Annotated in this window: 12 protein-coding genes; 6 read left to right on the forward strand and 6 right to left on the reverse strand. The window is 66.0% G+C overall.

Going from position 1 to position 17,329, the window contains the following annotated elements; translation table 11 throughout:
• Positions 1-73 precede the first annotated feature (73 nt).
• The gene (locus tag AC56LG_RS09185; RefSeq protein ID WP_497165785.1) at positions 74-1,633 is read right to left on the reverse strand and encodes an aminotransferase class V-fold PLP-dependent enzyme; all 1,560 of its coding nucleotides are present in this window, start codon (positions 1,631-1,633) and stop codon (positions 74-76) included.
• Between the two features lie 147 nt (positions 1,634-1,780).
• Between AC56LG_RS09185 and AC56LG_RS09190 the strand changes: the two genes are divergently transcribed.
• The 3 genes from AC56LG_RS09190 (at position 1,781) to AC56LG_RS09200 (ending at position 5,311) form a co-directional block, all read left to right on the forward strand.
• On the forward strand, positions 1,781-2,266 hold the full coding sequence (locus tag AC56LG_RS09190) for an Lrp/AsnC family transcriptional regulator (protein WP_192055808.1): 486 nt from the start codon (positions 1,781-1,783) through the stop codon (positions 2,264-2,266).
• Between the two features lie 91 nt (positions 2,267-2,357).
• Positions 2,358-3,491, forward strand: a complete 1,134-nt coding sequence (locus tag AC56LG_RS09195) for a branched-chain amino acid ABC transporter substrate-binding protein (RefSeq protein ID WP_497165786.1) — start codon at positions 2,358-2,360, stop codon at positions 3,489-3,491.
• 11 nt (positions 3,492-3,502) lie between these two features.
• A complete protein-coding gene (locus AC56LG_RS09200) occupies positions 3,503-5,311 on the forward strand; it encodes a DUF885 domain-containing protein (protein WP_497165787.1) in 1,809 nt (602 codons plus the stop codon).
• Between the two features lie 137 nt (positions 5,312-5,448).
• Here the strand turns inward: AC56LG_RS09200 and AC56LG_RS09205 are convergent, their stop codons facing one another.
• The 5 genes from AC56LG_RS09205 to AC56LG_RS09225 all read right to left on the reverse strand — a co-directional run bounded on the left by AC56LG_RS09205 (position 5,449) and on the right by AC56LG_RS09225 (position 12,067).
• Entirely contained in the window at positions 5,449-7,143 is a 1,695-nt protein-coding gene (locus AC56LG_RS09205) for a PQQ-dependent sugar dehydrogenase (protein ID WP_497165788.1), read from the reverse strand.
• A gap of 200 nt (positions 7,144-7,343) precedes the next feature.
• Positions 7,344-9,032, reverse strand: a complete 1,689-nt coding sequence (locus AC56LG_RS09210; RefSeq protein ID WP_497165789.1) for a M14 family zinc carboxypeptidase — start codon at positions 9,030-9,032, stop codon at positions 7,344-7,346.
• Positions 9,033-9,060: 28 nt separating this feature from the next.
• Entirely contained in the window at positions 9,061-10,566 is a 1,506-nt protein-coding gene (locus tag AC56LG_RS09215; RefSeq protein ID WP_497165790.1) for a sensor histidine kinase, read from the reverse strand.
• The gene (locus AC56LG_RS09220) at positions 10,563-11,450 is read right to left on the reverse strand and encodes a hypothetical protein (RefSeq protein ID WP_497165791.1); all 888 of its coding nucleotides are present in this window, start codon (positions 11,448-11,450) and stop codon (positions 10,563-10,565) included. The genes AC56LG_RS09215 and AC56LG_RS09220 overlap by 4 nt, the downstream gene beginning before the upstream one ends.
• Positions 11,447-12,067: a response regulator gene (locus AC56LG_RS09225; protein WP_497165792.1), complete on the reverse strand. Its 621-nt coding sequence runs from the start codon at positions 12,065-12,067 to the stop codon at positions 11,447-11,449. The genes AC56LG_RS09220 and AC56LG_RS09225 overlap by 4 nt, the downstream gene beginning before the upstream one ends.
• A gap of 277 nt (positions 12,068-12,344) precedes the next feature.
• On the opposite strand from AC56LG_RS09225, the gene AC56LG_RS09230 reads away from it, so the two are divergent.
• From AC56LG_RS09230 to AC56LG_RS09240, 3 genes are all read left to right on the forward strand, one after another.
• A complete protein-coding gene (locus tag AC56LG_RS09230) occupies positions 12,345-13,022 on the forward strand; it encodes an energy transducer TonB (protein WP_497165793.1) in 678 nt (225 codons plus the stop codon).
• Positions 13,023-13,102: 80 nt separating this feature from the next.
• Complete coding sequence (locus tag AC56LG_RS09235; RefSeq protein WP_497165794.1) at positions 13,103-15,415, forward strand: M28 family peptidase; 2,313 nt, start codon at positions 13,103-13,105, stop codon at positions 15,413-15,415.
• Between the two features lie 76 nt (positions 15,416-15,491).
• Positions 15,492-17,132 (forward strand): M28 family peptidase, encoded by a 1,641-nt coding sequence (locus AC56LG_RS09240; protein ID WP_497165795.1) that lies wholly within the window; start codon positions 15,492-15,494, stop codon positions 17,130-17,132.
• The last annotated feature ends 197 nt before the right edge of the window (positions 17,133-17,329 follow it).

Genomic DNA, 17,329 nt, shown 5'->3' on the forward strand with positions numbered 1-17,329 from the left:
GCACCATGCTAAAACCTCATCAAGGGAGAGACTGTGCGTTGACGAACGCAGGCGCGTCCTGATCCCGCCTCGATCAGGACGCCATCAAAGCCAGGCCGCCGGCGAGGTGGCGCACGGTGGCGTGCCCCAGTTCGGCGGCGATGCGCGCCGCCTGGGCGCTGCGGTTGCCGCTGCGGCAGAAAAACACCAGCGGGCGCGTCTCCCGCCCCAGCCAGGCCGCGTGTTCCGGCAGGCGCGACAAGGGCAGGCTGTAGGCTGCGCGTCCATGCAGCCGGGGTGAGCCGAGCGCGTGCTCGCAAGCTTCGCGCACGTCGATCAGGAGCGCGTTCGGGTGCGCATCGAGGAAGCGCACCAACGCCTGCGCATCCAGTTCGCATGGCGACGCTGCCGGTGCCGGCTGCAACGGCGCGGCCGGCGCGGCGCCCGATCCGGTCACCGGACAAGCGGCGGGCGGCGGCGCCAGCAAGGCCTGGCCACAGCGTTCGATGCGCGCACAGGCCGCGTCAATAAACGCCTCGTCCGCCAGCGGACCGAACGACATGCGCACCGCATGCGCGCAACGTCCCTGCGACAGTCCCATCGCCACCAGCACATAACTGGGCGCCGCCTGCGCCGCCGAACAGGCGGAACCGGCGCTGACGCGGATGCCGGCTGCATCGAACAGGTCGAGCAGCGCTTTCCCCGACCTGCCCGGCACCGTGAAGTTGAGCGTGGTCGGCAGCGCGTGTTCGAAAGGCGCGTTGAACAGGATGCCGGGAAAGGCGGCGCGCAGGCTCGCCGCCAGCCGCTCGCGCATGGCGGCCAGCTGCGCATGGCTGCGGAAGGTCTCCCCTTCCTCCAGCGCGCGCAGCACCGCGCCGAGTGCGGCGATGCCGGCCATGTTCTCGGTACCGGAACGCTGGCCCGCTTCCTGGCCGCCGCCGCAGATCAGCGGCGTGTAGGGCGCGCCCTCGCGCACGTACAGCATGCCGATGCCTTTCGGTGCGTACAACTTGTGGCCGGAGAACGGCGCGTAATCGATGCGCGTGTTATCGAGGTCCAGCGCCAGCTTGCCGAGCGCCTGCACGCAGTCGACCAGCCACTGCGCGGCGCTGCCGGTTTCTTCGAGCACGGCGGCGATGCCGTCGAGGTCGGACACGACCCCGGTCTCGTTGTTCGCGGCCATCGTGCACAGCAGGGCGGTGCGCGGCGCCAGGTCGCGCAGGATGTCGAGGCGGTGGCGCCCGCCGGCGTCGACCGGCAGCGCCTGCAGCGTCAGGCCGGTGCCGAGCAGCGCATTCCAGTGCGCCAGGCTTTCCGGCACCGCCTTGTGTTCGGTCGCGCCATACAGCAGCAGGTCGCCGCAGGGCAGCCCGGCCGCGCGCCGTTCGCGCAGCGCGCACAGGCTCGACAGCACGGCGGTCTGGATGCCCTCGGTGGCGCCGCTGGTGAAGATCAGCCGTCCCTGCTGCGCACCGAGCACGCGCCGTGCGCGCCCGCGTGCGTCGTCGAGCAACGCGCGTGCGCGCAGGCCGGCCGCATGGCTGCTGCTCGGGTTGCCGAAACACTGGCCCAGCGCCGCCTGCGCCGCCTCAATCGCCGCCGGCAGCACCGGCGAAGTGGCATTCGCGTCGAGGTAGATTTCAATATTCATAATAAATCTCAATATCTGTAAACACGATCCCAGATCGTGTTATTGTTAAGCAATATGTTACGAAGATATGGCAGAAAGCACGTTCCAAATAAGCTATTAAAAACAGTTTTTTAAGCATGTTTGTTCTATTAGTGACCTATAATTAAAATGAATTCACTGGACAAGTTTGATTGTGCGATCCTTGCCGCACTGCAGGCCGATGCGACGCTGTCGATCTCGGGCCTCTCCGACAAGGTCGGCCTCTCCAGCACCCCTTGCTGGAAGCGCGTCAAGCGCCTCGAAGAAGAGGGCTATATCGAAAGCCGCGTCACCATCGTCAACCGCCAGAAGGTCGGCTTGCCGGTGACGGTGTTCGTCAGCGTGCGTACCCCCGAACACGACGAAAAATGGCTGGAGCGCTTTGCCGCCGCCGTCGTCGCGCTGCCCGAGGTGCTGGAATTTCACCGCATGAGCGGCGACGTCGATTACCTGCTGAAGGTGGCCACCACCGACATCGCCGGCTACGACCGTTTCTACAAGAAGCTGATCAAGACCGCGCAACTGAGCGGCGTGTCCTCGGCCTTTTCGATGGAGCAGATCAAGTGCACGACTGCCCTGCCGCTCGAGCTGATTGCGCACGGCTTGCCTGCTTGACCTCTGCTTGAGCGCTGCCTGCGCTGCCTCGCATCGGCACCGCTTTATATGCGATGATGACGCCCGTTCGTACTTAAACGGAGACAGGCTGATGCCATCAACAATGAACCTCGCGCCGCTGGCGCTGGCCGCGCTGCTGTGCGCCTCGAATGTGGCGCTCGCGCAGGAACAGACCATCAAAATCGGCGTGACCGGCCCGCTCTCGGGCGCGAATGCCTTTGCCGGCAAGGACAACGAAAACGGCGTGCGCCTGGCCGTCGAGGAACTCAACGCCCAGAACATCAAGGTGGCGGGTAAAACGGTGCGTTTTGCGCTGCAGTCCGAAGACGACGCCGGCGATCCCAAGCAGGGCGTGACGGTCGCGCAAAAGCTGGTCGACGGCGGCGTCAAGTTCGTGCTGGGGCCGTACAACTCGGGCGTCGCGATCCCCGCCTCGCGCGTCTACAACGATGCCGGCGCCCTGATGTCCACGGTCGGCACCAATCCGAAGATCACGCAAAGCGGCTACAAGGGCGTGTTCCGCATCGTCGCCAGCGATTCGCAAGTGGGCGGCGCGATGGCGAACTACGCCGCGCGCGAGCTGAAACTGAAAAACGTCGGCGTCATCGACGACCGCACCGCCTTCGGCACCGGCATCGCCACCGAATTCAAGCGCCAGGCGCAGGCCGCCGGCATGAAGGTCGCGGGCCACGAATTCACCAACGACAAGGCCAGCAATTTCGCCGCCATCCTGACTGCCCTGCGCGCGAAAAAGGTCGACGCCATCTTCTTTGGCGGCTATGCACCGCAGGCGGCGCCGATGGTGCGCCAGATGAAGGCGCTCGGCCTGAACGTGCCACTGCTGGGCGGCGACACGCTGTGCAGCCCGGAGATGGCGAAACTCGGCGGCGCCGCCGTCGGAGAAAACGTGCGCTGCGCCCAGGCCGGCGCCATCATCGCCAAACAGCCCGCGGGGCCGGCTTTCCTGGCCAAGTACAAGGCGCGCTTCAAGCGCGAACCGGACGTCTACGCGCCTTCGTTCTACGACCAGACCATGTTCATCGCCCAGGCGGTCAAGGCGGCCAACAGCGTTGAGCCGGCGGCAGTGGCGCAGCAGCTGCGCAGCCTGACCCACCAGGGCGTGGTCGGCAGCTACGGCTACGACGACAAGGGCAACCTGAAAAAGACCGCCGTCACGGTCTACACGTTCAAAAATGGCGCGCTGGCGCCACTGGCAAGTTACTGAGGTTTTACGACATGAACCACGTTTTTAAAGTTGGCGCGCTCGCTGCCGCCGCCCTGATCGCTTGCGCTCCGGCGCATGCCGCACAGGCCGCAGCACCTTCAGCGAAGCAGGCCCTCGTCAGCCCGCAGGCCGGCAAAGCCTTGAATGCGCTCGCCGACGAGTATTACGATGCGCTGGCGCGCTTCGACCCGGTATCCGCCAGCGAGAGCGGAGATAATCGCTTCATCGACCAGATCGGCATGACGATTTCCCCGGCCGAGCGCAACAAACAGTTCGCGCGCTATAAAGCCTTCCAGGAGCGCCTGCACGCGATCAAGCGCAATCAACTGAACGCGCGCGACCAGACCAGCTACGACATCCTCGACTACGAGCTGGCCACGGCGCTGCGCTTCGAGCCCTTCCCCGAACACCTGCTGCCGCTGAACCAGATGGACAGCATGCCGGTCACGCTGGCGAACTACGCCAGCGGCCAGGGCGCGCAACCGTTGACGACCACCCAGGACTACCGCGCCTACGCCAGCCGCCTGGCGCAGCTGGGTCCCTGGATCGACCAGGCGATCGCCAACATGCGCGAAGGGATCAAGCGCGGCATCGTCCATCCGCGCCCGGTGATGGTCTCCGCCCTGCCCCAGTTCAAGCAGCTGGTAGCGGCCAATCCCGAAGCGAGCATCTATTACACGCCGGTGACCAACTTCCCGGCCGGCTTTTCGGAGGCCGACAAGCGCGCGCTTACCAGGCTGTATGGCGAGACCATCGGCGGCAAATTGAACCCGGCCCTGAACCGCCTGGCCACCTTCATCGAGAAGGAATACCTGCCGGCCACGCGCACCAGCACCGGCTGGAACGCGCTGCCGAACGGCGCCGCCTGGTACCAGGTGCGCGTCGCCAGCCAGACCACGACGGATCTGACGCCGGAAGCGATCCATGAAATCGGTCTGAAGGAAGTCGCGCGCATTCAGGGAGAATACGGCCGCACCGGTCCGAAGATGGGATACAACGGACCTGCCGCCGGCTTGCCGGCCTGGGTGGCGCAGCAGCCGAAATTCAAGCCGTTCAAGACCGAGCAGGAAGTCATCGACGTCTACCGCAAACTCGACGCGCAGCTGCGCACCAGGCTGCCGTCGATGTTCAACCTGATGCCGAAGTCGCCCCTGGACCTGCGCCTCGAGCCTGAACTGAGCCGCGCCACGGCGTCGGACCACTACACCCCGCCGGCAGTGGACGGCACCCGTCCCGGCGTGTTCTGGTCGGTCGTGAACGATCCGACCCAATACGGCAGCACCGGCATGGTCACGCTGTTCCTGCACGAGGGCCAGCCGGGCCACCACTTCCACATCGCGCTGGTGCAGGAACTGGGTCTGCCGAACTTCCGCAAGTTCGGCGGCAACAACGCGTTCACGGAAGGCTGGGCGCTGTACGCCGAGACCCTCGGCAAGGACATGGGCCTGTTCGACAAGCCGGAAGATTATTTCGGCCACCTGAACGACGAAATGCTGCGCGCCGCGCGCCTGGTGGTCGACACCGGCATCCATACCAAGGGCTGGACGCGCGAGCAGGCGATCGCCTATTTCAGCGACACCCTTGGTTACAGCGAGGCGGATTCGCGCGCGCAGATCGAGCGCTACATGATCTGGCCGGGCCAGGCGCTGGGCTACAAGATCGGCGCCCTGAAGATCACCGAGCTGCGCCGCCGCGCGGAAGCTGCGCTGGGGCCGAAGTTCGATCTGCGTGCTTTCCATGACATCGTGCTGGGGGAAGGGACGCTGCCGCTGTCGCTGCTGGAGGCGAAGGTGGATCGGTGGATTGGGGCATCGAAGTAAGCAATACCACCAAGGCTGGGATCAGGTCTGACATTCGGACACGACCTCTGCTGTAATTTCTGTTCTCTAGCCGCGTGTAAGGCTGAGGTCGTGTCTAAATGTCAGACCTGACCCAGCCTGCTCTTCCAGCCTGCTGATCACTTCTGCGGCGCGATGCGCCACACCACCCCGCCGCCATCGTCGACCACCAGCAGCGCGCCATCGGCCGCCACTTCGACGGCAGCCGGCCGTCCCCACACATCGCGGTCGCTGAACACCATGCCGGTCATGAAGTCCTGGTACTGCCCGGTCGGCACGCCTGCCTTCATCATCACGCGCACGACTTTGTAACCGGTGCGGATGCCGCGGTTCCAGGAGCCGTGCAGGGCCAGGAAGATGTCGCCTTCGTACTCTTTCGGGAAGGCGTTCTTTGCGCCCTTGGGTGCCTGGTAGACCACCATGCCGAGCGGCGCCGAGTGCGACTGGATCAGGGTGTCGGGGACGATCACCTTGTTTTTCAGGTCGGGACGGATACCCTTCAAACGCGGCTCTTCGTTGGCGCCGATGTAGTACCACGGCCAGCCGTAGAAGCCATCCTTTTTCACGCGCGTGACGTAGTCCGGCGGCAGGTTGTCGCCCAGTTCGTCGCGCTCGTTGACGCTGCAGTACAGGTCGCCCGTAGCCGGGTGGACCAGCATGCCGACGCAGTTGCGCAAGCCGTTGGCGAAGGGGCGGCGGTTGCGGCCGTCCACGTCGAAGGCGAGCACGGCGGCGCGCTCGGTTTCTTCGCCCCAGGCGGCGCCGACGCCATATTTAGATTCCCACTGCGCCAGCGGCTGCGGCGGCGTGGCGCCGATTTTGGCAGCGATGTTCGTCGCCGAGCCGACCGACAGCAGCATCGTCTTGCCGTCTTTCGAGAACACCAGCGTGCGCGTCACGTGGCCGCCGCTGGTGTCGCTGATTTTATCGACGACGACTTCCGGTTCGCCATTGGCTTTGAGGTCGCCGACGCTGTACGGGAAGCGCACCACCGAATTCACGTTGGCGACGTACAGGTACTGTGGATTCGGGCCGGCCGGCCACAGCGCCATGCCGTAGGGGCGCGACAGGCCGCTGGCGAACACGCCGGCTGTTTCTGCCCTGTCGCCGTTGGCGCGCAGGACCGTGATCTGCCCCTTCGCCGCATCGGACAGGAAGATGTCGCCGTTCGGCGCGCGCAGCGGCAGGCGCGGCTTGCCGAGCTTATCTGCGTAGATGCTGACCTTGAAACCCTTGGGGACGGCCGGCATGGCGCCGTCCGGACGGGGCGCGAGCTTGGGGCCGTTGCCGGCGCTTTCGCTGGCGAAGGGGGCGACCAGGTCGGTCGGTTTGATGTGGTGCAGGTCGCCGGGTTTATCCATGGTCCAGGCGGCATGGTCGCCGGCGGCGGCGGGTTTGTTGGCATTGGCCGCGGCGGCTGCCGGTGCGGCTGCTTTACCGCTTTGTGTGGCGAGATAGTCGATCACGGCGGCACGCTGCTTGGGATCGGCGACGCCGATCGGCATGGCGGTGCCGGGGACATCCTTGTTCGGGTCGCGCAGGAAGATGTCGAGTTCGGCGCGGGTCCAGGTCTTGCCGGCGGCGCCGGCCTTGGTGAGCGCGTCGGTGTAGTTGAAATTGGGGACGCCGGCGGCTTTGCGGCCGAGGACGTTGAACAGGCCGGGGCCGGCGCGCGAGGACAGGGTTGAATCGACGGTGTGGCAGCTGGCGCAGTTTTGTTCGAAGAAGGTTTGGCCGGGGGTGGTGGCGGCGGCGGCGGTGCTTGCCAGGGCCATGCAGGCAGCAGCGATGGCGGCGTGGATGTGGGTTTTCATGGTCTCTTCGTTATTCGGTCGCAGGCGGTGTGCGTGCGATTGGAGCGCAGGCGTTGGTGGGGCTGTTGCCTGCGCTGCTAGCGGCAGATTGGATCCGCATGGGCACAAGTGCCCATCCTACGGGACGATTTGTATCCGGCGCGCGGCGCGCATGCGCCGCCGTACGGGAGACGTTCGTATCTACAGTGGGCAGATCACGCTTACTCGACCATGAACACCGGATAGCGGCGCCATTCGGGTTCGCGGTATCTGTCGCAGTTGGCGAAGATGAAGTCGAGGACGGCTTCCTGGTTCGACAGCAGCGAAGGATTGGCGGCTTTCCAGTCGGCGAATTTGGCGGCAAGCGCCGGTTCATTGCGCAGCAGCTGTTCGGCTTCGTCTTCGAACACGTAATCCGAATACGCTTCCTTCTTTTCCAGCACGCTGTTGAAGAAACCCCAGCGGAAGAAGCTGTCGTGGGCGAGCGGTTCCAGGGTTTCGACGACGTAACGCGCGCGGTCCTGGTCGAGCGGGACGATGACGTCGCCGGCACGCAGCTGCACGCTGGCGCGGCGTTTGTCGAGTTGCACGTCGTCGTGGAACATGTGGCCTTCGTAGGCGTTCGGGCGCGAGGATACCGACGCGACGTAGTAGTACGCCACGTCCTGCAGGCGGTCTTCGCTTACGCGTTCCATCTGCACGCCGTTCAGTTCCAGGCGTTCGATCGCTTCGCGCCAGGCTTGCGGAATGATATAGGCCTTGGGCGCCGGCACCGTCACGTCGGCATTGAAACGGTTGTAGTAGGCGATGTCGCGTTCCCACGGGCTGGCGCGGTCGTAGTACAGGCGCGTGTAGTCGCCCAGCGCGCTCGGCTTGTACTTCGCTTCGTAACCCTTGAAGCGGAAGGTCGCCGTGTTCTGTTCGTCCATGGTCCAATGGATCGGCCACTCGGCGCGCGTGCGCCCAAGCGCCCTGGCGGCGCGGCGCAAGGACTGGATCTGAGTGCCGTGCTGCACCGTGAACGCCAGCGCCGATTCGACCAGGGCGCGCATCGATTCGTAGCGGTCCTTGAAGGGCTTGAGCATGTGCGTCTCGGGCATGAAGCCGATCGTGTGGTGCAGGGCCGCGTAGCCGGTCGAGAAGCGCGCCGTTTCCAGGAATTCGGCGATGCCGTGGTCCGGACTGTCCTTGACCGGGTTCACGTACGGGCAAGTCGGCCAGCCGCGCGCATCCATGTCGGCGTACAGCGCCGGCAACATGGTCTCGCGCAGGAAGCCGCCCAATTCTCCACCCAGCTTGTCGGCCTGGGTGTGGATCAGCGTCATGGTGTAGCTGTAGTCGGCGCCGTTCGAGGTATGGGTGTCGACCATCACGTCCGGGTCCCAGGTCGTGAACAGCTTGTTGAAGACCTGGGCGGTGAGCGTGTCGCACTTGACGAAGTCGCGGTTCAGGTCGAGGTGGCGGCTATTGCCGCGGAAGCCGAACTGCTCGGGGCCGTCCTGGTTGACGCGCGAGGTGTTGGCGCGATTGAGGCTGCCGTCGACGTTGTACAGCGGGACGAACAGGAACACGGTGCTGCCGAGCTTTGCTACCCGTTCCGGCTGCGTACAAAAATCGCGCACCAGCGCCATGCAGCCGTCGACGCCTTCCGGTTCGCCCGGGTGGATACCGTTGTTGTTGAAGAAGACCGGCCGTCCCGCCGCCTTGACCGCGTCGACCTCGAACACGCCGTCGGCGCTGACCACGCCCGCGTAAATGGGCACGCCGGCATCCGAGGTGCCGACCACGCCGAAACGCAGCACCTGCGGGTAATCACGCGCGAGGGCTTCGTACCAGGCGATGCAATCGGCCAGCGTGGTGGTCTGGTTCTGGTTGCCCTGTTCGTAGGGCGTCTTCAAATTATTCGACATGATGAATGCGGGAGGTTGGGCCAAGGCGCTACGATACCGCAGATGCACCATCCAGTGGCAGTGCGATCGCCAGCGTGGTGCCCCGCTCTGGCGCCGAGCGCACGGCGATCGTGCCGCGCAGCGCATACACGCGCTCGCGCATGCCGATGATGCCGATGCCCTCGCCGCGGCTGGCCGGATCGAAGCCCTGGCCATTGTCGGCGACCTCGATGCGCAGCAACCGGTGCTCGGCATCGAGCACCAGCGTCACCTCGGCCGCCGTGGCGCCGGCGTGCTTCATGATGTTCGACAGCGCTTCCTGCACGATGCGATAGGCCGAGATGGCCAGCTCGTTGCCGAGCTTCGAAAAGTCCCCTTCGGAGTGGAAGGCGAAGCGGCAGTCGGCACTCTCGTAATGGCGCAGCATCTCCTCCACCGCCCCGTGCAGGCCGAGCATGTCGAGTACTTCGGGACGCAGGCGCCGCACCAGGCGGCGGCCGTTGGCGTATAGGTCGAGCGCGAGTTTCGTGATCGCCTGCGCCTTGGTGCGGATCTCGTCGACTTCGGGACCCGGTTGCGCGCGTGACGCCAGCATGCCGATACTCTGCGCTTCCAGGCGCACCGCGATCAGGGAAGCATTCAACTCATCGTGGATCTCGACCGCGATGCTTTTACGTTCGTCCTCGATGATGTTGTTCACCTTCTGGATCAGCTTTCTCTTGTCGGCGTCTGCGCGCAGCGCTTCGTTGCGCGAAGCGAGCAGGTCGCGCGTGCGCTCGGCCACCTTGTTTTCCAGGTCCTGGGTCGAGCGTTCGAGCGCGACCGACATCTCGCCGATCGAGGCTTGCAGCTCGCCGACTTCGCCGCCGGTCGTCACCGGCAAGTCGATGCGGTACTGGCCGCCGCGGATGACGCGCAGCGCGCCGATCGCTTCTTTTAACGGCGTCGTCAGCGAACGCGCCAGCACCCAGGCCAGGATGCCGCTGGCGAGCAGGGCCAGCGCCGCCATCGCCAGTTCGATGCGAAAGCGCCTGGCCTGCTTGGCCAGCATGTTCGACGGCGACATGCGCACCTGCACCGCGCCGACGATCTCGGTGGTGAGTGTCGGCGGACGCGCGTCGCTCGATGCCGAGACGTGCGGGGTGCCGTTGTCCGTAAACAGGTTGATCCACACGACCTGCTTGCGGATCGGTGCTTCGTAATAATGCGGCTCGGCGTCCTGCGCGGTCTCGGAGGTGACGCGCACGGCGCGCTTGCCGCTGGCGTCGACCACGTCGACCCGGTAGATGCTGCTGTCGGACTGCACCAGGCCGTTGATCGTCAGGCGCAGGTCGGTCAGATTGCCCGAGATGACGTTGTATTCGCTGGTCTCGGCCAGCGCGCGCGCCAGGATGCGCCCGCGTTCGGCCAGTTCTTCCGCCACCTGTGCCCGGTGCGCGTACCACGAGTACCAGACAAAGGCGGTGAACAGGAACACCACCGGCAGCATGGTAATGAAGGCCATGCGCAGGCCGATGCTCCAGCTGCGCCAGAAACGCCAACCCGGCAGCTTCATGGCCGTGCGCGCGCAAAGCGGCGCGCCTCGTCGCTGACGGCGACGTCGAGCGAGCGCGCCACGCCCTCGTTGATCGCGGTGCGGAAGTAATGCGGAAACTGCGGCGCCGGCAACGCTCCGGTCGCGACAAAGGCGGCCGCCATCTCGGCCACTTGCGCGTTGATGTCCTCGATCTCGGAATAGGTCGACGCCAGCGCCCCCACTTTGACCATGTCGGCGGAAAAGCCGATCACGCCCTGCTTGCGGCGGTAGGTCGAGAGCAGGATGTTGCGGATGTTTTCCGGGTTGTAGATCGCACTGTCGGGCAGCGCCAGCAGCACTTCGCTGCGCTTGACGCGCGCCAGGATGTCGCCTATGTCGCTCAGGTCATCTGTGCGCTCCGCTTGCAGCACCTCGGCCTGGCCAGCCAGTGCGGGCAGGAGAAACGCAGTGTCGGGCCCGAGGATCGCCGCCACCCGCACCGGGCGCCGGTACAGCAGCGCCGCCAGCCGTACCTGGTCGGCAGGCGCCGGCTCCGCATACACTGCCGTCATCGCCTTTGCGCGCGCCGGCGGCAGGCCGGCGACGACCGAGCGCCACACCTGGCTCGACGTGAATGCGGCGATCACGACGCAATCGCAGCGGCGCGCGGCGGCCTCGCGCAGCCCGTCCGGGCCGATGGCGATGTACACCATGCGCCGCCGCTGCGCCAGTTCGGTGCGGAAGGCGGCAAAGGTCGGCACCAGGCGTTTATACAAATCCTCGGCGATGCGCACGGTAAGGTGGCTGTCGTCGCCGGTGACGATCTGGAAGCGGTAGCCGGATGCGGAAGGCGTCACCGGCGCGGCCAAGGCAGCGCCGGCGACCAGCACCAGGCTTGCCACCAGCGCGCGCAATCGTCTCAAGGCTGGATCAGGCCATACTTCACGGCCAGCTTGGTGATGTGGGCCTGACGGTCGACGCCCAGCTTTTCCTTGATCGACTGGCTGGTATTGCTGATGGTCTTGGTCGACAGGTTCAGCTTCTCGGCGATCTCGGCGTTCGTCAGCCCCTCGGCCATCAGTTTGAAAATCTCGAGGCCGCGTTCGTCCAGCTGCGACTGCGGCGAGACGTCGCCGCGTACTGCGATGCTCGCCAATCTCTCGGCGATCTGCGGCGGAAAATACAGTTTACCCGCTTTCGCCTGGCGCACCGCCGCGGCCAGGTCGGCCGGGTCGCAATCCTTGGTGACAAAGGCGTGGGCGCCGATGCGGTAGGTTTCCTTGATCAGGCTATCCTGGTCGAACTGGCTGAGGAAGACCACCTTGGCCTGCGGGTCGGCGCGCAGGATGTTCTGCGCCGCGTCCAGGCCCGTCAGTTCGGTGCCGAAGCGGATGTCGAGCACGACGACGTCGGGTTTGCTCTCGGCGTACAGCGCCACCGCCTCCTCCGGGGTGCGCGCCTGCGCGACGACATCCATGCCCTCGGCGGCGAGCGACATGGCAAACCCTGTCATCACGATCGGATGATCGTCAGCCAGCATGACGCGCACTGCCTGTTGGTTAGTTACATTATTCTCCATTGCGTGCCTTTCGTTGCCAATGTCTGGCAGTTACCGGTGCCATTTGGCGGAAGCTTGGTTGTGTAAACGATTATTCCATACAACGCGGCATGAAGCGAGCGATTGCACTTCGACTCCACCTCCGTCCAGCATGCACGATTACCAACAAACCGCTTTACTTGTTGCTATCTAATGGCATATATTTATTCCACATCTTAGAAACAGCAGCACTTTCCGAACGCATTACAAGGAGATCGCCATGCATTTCTCATCCCTGCACCATGACAACGGCAGCAAAGCCGGCAAGTTTGCCCTCGTCGCCGCCCTGCACGCACTGGTCGCGGTCGGCGTCGTCGACATGATGAACAACAAAACCCTGTCGCTGCCGTCGCTGCCCGAGGATCTGACCGTGTTCATGCAACCCGAACCGGTGCGCCCGCCCGACCCGCCGATCGAGCCGCCCACCGTGCTGCCGCAGGTGGCGCCGCCACCGATCGTGGTGCCGAAAATCGAGATCGAGGTGCCGCCGCCACCGCTGGACAATCCGCTGCGGGCCACGACGGATGTACCGCCGGTGCAGGAACCGGCGCGGCCAGTGCAAGCCGAGATAGGGCCGCCGCCCACGACACCGGCGGCCAGTAGCCTGAACACCGGCTCGATGCGCAGCGCCGTGCTGGCCGACGCCAGGGCCTGCGTCACGCCGAACTATCCGGCCAGTGCCGCGCGCAACGGCGAAACGGGTACGGTAACGCTGGCGCTGCTGGTCGGGATCGACGGCCGCGTCACCAGCGCGCGCGTGCAGAAGTCGAGCGGCTCGCGCGAGCTCGACCGGGCCGCGGTGAGCGCATTGAGCCTGTGCCAGTTCAAGCCGGCGCTGAACAACGGCGTGCCGGAAGCCGGCTGGGCGCAGATCGCCTACGTCTGGACGCTCGAGTAATTCCTCCCTGGTCCGTTTCGCCCGCCAACCCTCAGCCTGGCGGGCTTTTTTTGTGCCTGCGTTTGACAAGGATGCACGCGATGTTCTCGGATTCCGCCTCTCCCTCCGCCGCCGGCGTCGGCGCCGCACTGCTCTTCATCGCCGCCCTGTCCTGGCTGGCGCTGCGGCCGGTGCAGCCGGCGCTTCCCGCACCGGCGCCGTTGAACGCGCCGGCGGCGCAGTTCTCGGCTGCGCGCGCAAATACCGATTTCGAAGCGCTGGCGCGCACGCCGCGCCCGATCGCCAGCAGCGCCAACCACCAGGCGCGTGCCTACCTGGTCGAACGCCTGCGCGCACTCGGCCTCGATCCGCAAGTGCAGCGCGCTCTCGTGCAAAAGAATTTTGTCGACTACAACGCAAACTATGAGGCCACCATGGCGGTGGTCCACAACGTGCTGGTGCGCTTGCCCGGCAGCGCGCCCGACCGGCTGCGCCGTCCCAGCCTGCTGCTGGCGGCCTATCTCGACAGCGATCCGGCCAGCCTGGACGCCAGCGCCGCGGCGCCGCTGGCAGCGCTGCTCGAAACCCTGCGTGCGCTGCGTGCAAATACGCCGCTGGACAACGACGTGCTGGTGCTGTTCGCCGACGGCGAGCGCGTCGGCGGCCTCGGCATGCAGGCCTTCGCCGAGCAGCATCCGTGGGCGCGCGAAGTCGGGCTGGTGCTGCGCTTCGACGGCAAGGGCAGCGGCGGTCCCCTCATGCTCTACAACACGCTGGGCGCGAATACGGCGGCGATCGACGGCTGGCTGCGCGCGGCGCCGGACGTTGCCGGCTCCTCGCTGATGCACGAGATCCACCAGCTGGCGCCCGGTGCGCTGCACATCGGCGCGGCGCATTTGTTGGGCGTGCCGCTGCTGCAGTTCGCGCATGCCGGCCGCCCGTTCGGGCGCGAACGCGTGCTCGACACGCCGCAGCGCTATGAACGCACCACCCTGCAGCAGATGGGAGAGACGATGCTGCGTCTGGCGCGCGAGTTCGGCAGCGTGCGCATCGATCCGCAGCCGGCGCGCGGCCAGGTGTATTTCAAGCTGCCGCTGGCCGGCACCGTGCACTACAGCGGCGCCCTGGTCTGGCCCTTGACGCGCCTGGCCTGCCTGCTGCTGCTGGGTGCGGCCTGCATCGCGGTGCAGAGATCGAGCCTGCGCTATCCCGCCCTGCTGCAGGCGTTGTTCATCGTGCCGTCGATCGGCGTGGTGCTCGGCATCGTCTCCTGGCAGCTGTGGCTGCAGGTGCCGGCGCTGCACCGCGTCTGGAATCCGGCCGCGCCCGAGGATGCGCTGCTTTATCTCACCGCCGTCTGCGCGCTGTGCGCCGCCCTGTTCATCGCTGCCCAGCGCCGGCTGGTACGCCGCACCGGCACGGCCGCGGCACTGCTGGTGGGCCTGGGCTGGCTGGTGCTGGTGCTGCTGCTGGCGAGCTGGCTGGCGCCCGGCGCCAGTTACGTCATCGTCTGGCCGCTGCTGGCCGCGCTGGGCGCGTTCGCCGTGCTGCATGCGCAGCGCCTTGCGGCCTGGCCGGCGTGGGCGCGCCTTGCCGTGCTGCTGGCCGGCGTGGCGCCGGCCGTGGTCCTGGTGCTGCCGGCGCTGCGCGACAGTTACCTGGTGCTCTCTCCCGAACGCATGAACGTTCCGGTGGCGCTGCTGGCGCTGGTGCTGGGCGTGTCGATGCTGCTGCTGCCCTACGCGCGGCGCTATGTAGTGCGGACGTTATTGGCAGCGGGCCTCGGCGGCCTGGCCCTGGCGGCCAACGTGACCAGTGCGGGTCCGGTCGACGAGACGCCGCCGCTGCGCGCGGATGGCCTGGTGTATTACAAGGACATGCCGAGCTGGGACGCCTACTGGCTGCACCCGGAAGGCGAACTCGATCCGTGGCAGCGCACCCTGTTCGCCAACCTGAAGGAACCGCACGTTTTTGTGAACGTCTTCGGCTGGCAAAGCCCGCGCCAGTGGTATGCCTGGGCGCCGCGCGACGGCTTGAAATTCCCGTTCGTGCGCATCCTCCGTAACGGCAAGGCGCCCGCGCGCCACGCCGACTTCACGCTGGTATCAGAAAATCGCGCTCCCGAGATCCGCCTGCGCGTGAGCGGTGCGCGGCCGACGCGGGTGACGATGAATGGCCGCACCATGCTCGACACCGAAGCGAAGTCGCTGACGCTGGTCCTGTACGGGATGGAGGATGCGCTCCTGCATTTCAGGATCGCGGTGACGGGCGATCCGATCTTCGCCGTGCGTATCGAGGAAGTCATTCCCGGCCTGCCGCAACACCTGCTGCCGCCGCGGCCGGCGACGCCGCTGACGCCGTTGATACCGCTGAGCGGACAATCGATCGCGGCCGACACGCTGTGGTTTTACTGACGCTGATTGCACTACAATGTGGCGCGCACCGCCGCACGGGCGGGTGCGCGCCCATTCACTCTCGCAGCAGGATTCCATGCCCAAGATCGTCTCCTCCGTCGTCCTCACCGCCCTCGCCAGCAGCCTGGCCCTGGCCTATCCGGCCCATGCCGCCAACAAGGCCGCCGCCACCGCCGTCGTCAAGGAAGCGCCACTGCGCGGCCATCTCGCCTTCCTGTCTTCGGACGCCCTCGAAGGGCGCGGCACCGGCCAGCGCGGCGGAGAATTGACCGTCACCTACCTGGAAACCCAGGCACTGGCCGCCGGCCTGCAACCGGCCAACGGCGCCAGCTTCCGCCAGGAAGTGAAAATCGCCGGCGTGCGTCCGCTGCCGCAGCAAAGCAATGTCGGCATTGTCGCCGGCGGCCAGGCGCTGCCGATGGCTTTCGGCGCCGACTGGGTGTGGGGACCGGGCGACGCCAAGCCGGAACATAGCCTGGATGCGGAACTGGTCTTTGTCGGCTACGGCATCACGGCGCCGGAAGAAGGCTGGGACGACTTCAAAGGTCTCGATGCCAAGGGCAAGGTGCTGGTCATGATGGTCAACGACCCGGCCCCCACCGCAGCGGAACCGAACCGTTTCAACGGCGCCGGCCTGACCTATTACGGCCGCTGGACTTATAAATTGGCCGAAGCGGCGCGCCAGGGCGCGGCCGGCGTGCTGCTGATCCACACCGACGCCTCGGCCTCCTACGGCTGGAGCGTGGTCCAGAACAGCTGGGCCGCCGCCGAGCGTTTCCAGCTTGCCGACGCCGACCTCGGCACCGGCATGCAGGGCTGGATGACCGACGCCGCCGCCCGCAAGCTGTTCGCGGCCGCCGGCCAGGACCTCGATAAACTGCGCGCCGCCGCTGAAGACAAGGCGTTCAAGCCGGTCCCACTCAACGCGCGCGTAAAAGGCGAGGCGCGCGCCGCGGTGCGTACGCTCAACGAATACAACGTCGCCGGCGTCGTGCCCGGCACCGACCCGAAGCTGAAGGATGAAGTCGTCATCTACAGCGCCCACTGGGACCACATGGGCAAGCAGGGAACCGAAGGCGACACCATTTTTAATGGCGCCGTCGACAATGCCTCGGGCACCGCGGGTCTCTTGGCGATGGCGCAGGAAGCGGCGCGCCATCCGGCCAAGCGCTCGCAGATGTTCCTGTGGGTGGCGGCCGAAGAACAAGGCCTGCTCGGCAGCGCAGCCTACGCAGCGCGTCCGCTGTGGCCGGCGAATAAAACCGCCGCCGCGCTGAACCTGGACAGCCTGAACTTCGTCGGCCAGGCCAAGGATATCGGCGTGCAGGGCAGCGAGCGCACCGAGCTGGGCGCCATGGCAGCGGCCACCGCGAAAGCCATGGGCCTCACGGTCGCGCCGGCGAAACCGGACCTCGCCGGCGGCTACTTCCGCAGCGACCACTTCAGTTTTGCCAAAGCCGGCATCCCGGCGTTTTCGGTCGGCGGCGGCAGCGCCTGGGTGTCGAATGTCGAAGCGAATAACGCCAAGGCCAAGGCGTATCGGGCGCGCTATCACCAGGTGAACGACGAATACGATCCGACCTGGGATTTGTCGGGCATGGTGCAGCAGGCGCAGTTCACGCTGAACCTGGGCCGCATGGTGGCCGATTCGCCGAAGATGCCGGCGTGGAAAGCGGGCGACGCCTTCGGCAAGATCCGCGCACAAGCTGCCAAGTAAGCCGCATGCTTTAATTTAAACGCCCGGTCAGCGATGACCGGGCGTTTTTTCATCCCGCAGCCGTTGTGTAAGTAGGGTGGGCACTTGTGCCCACGCGGTACAGCCTCTGCACATGGCACGCGCCAGAAAACAGCCACGCTATTCGAACTCAGTGAGGCCTGCGCCGGTCCGACATCATGCAAGCCCGTTCAAAAGGT

Source organism: Telluria sp. ZB2R32 (assembly GCF_059685715.1).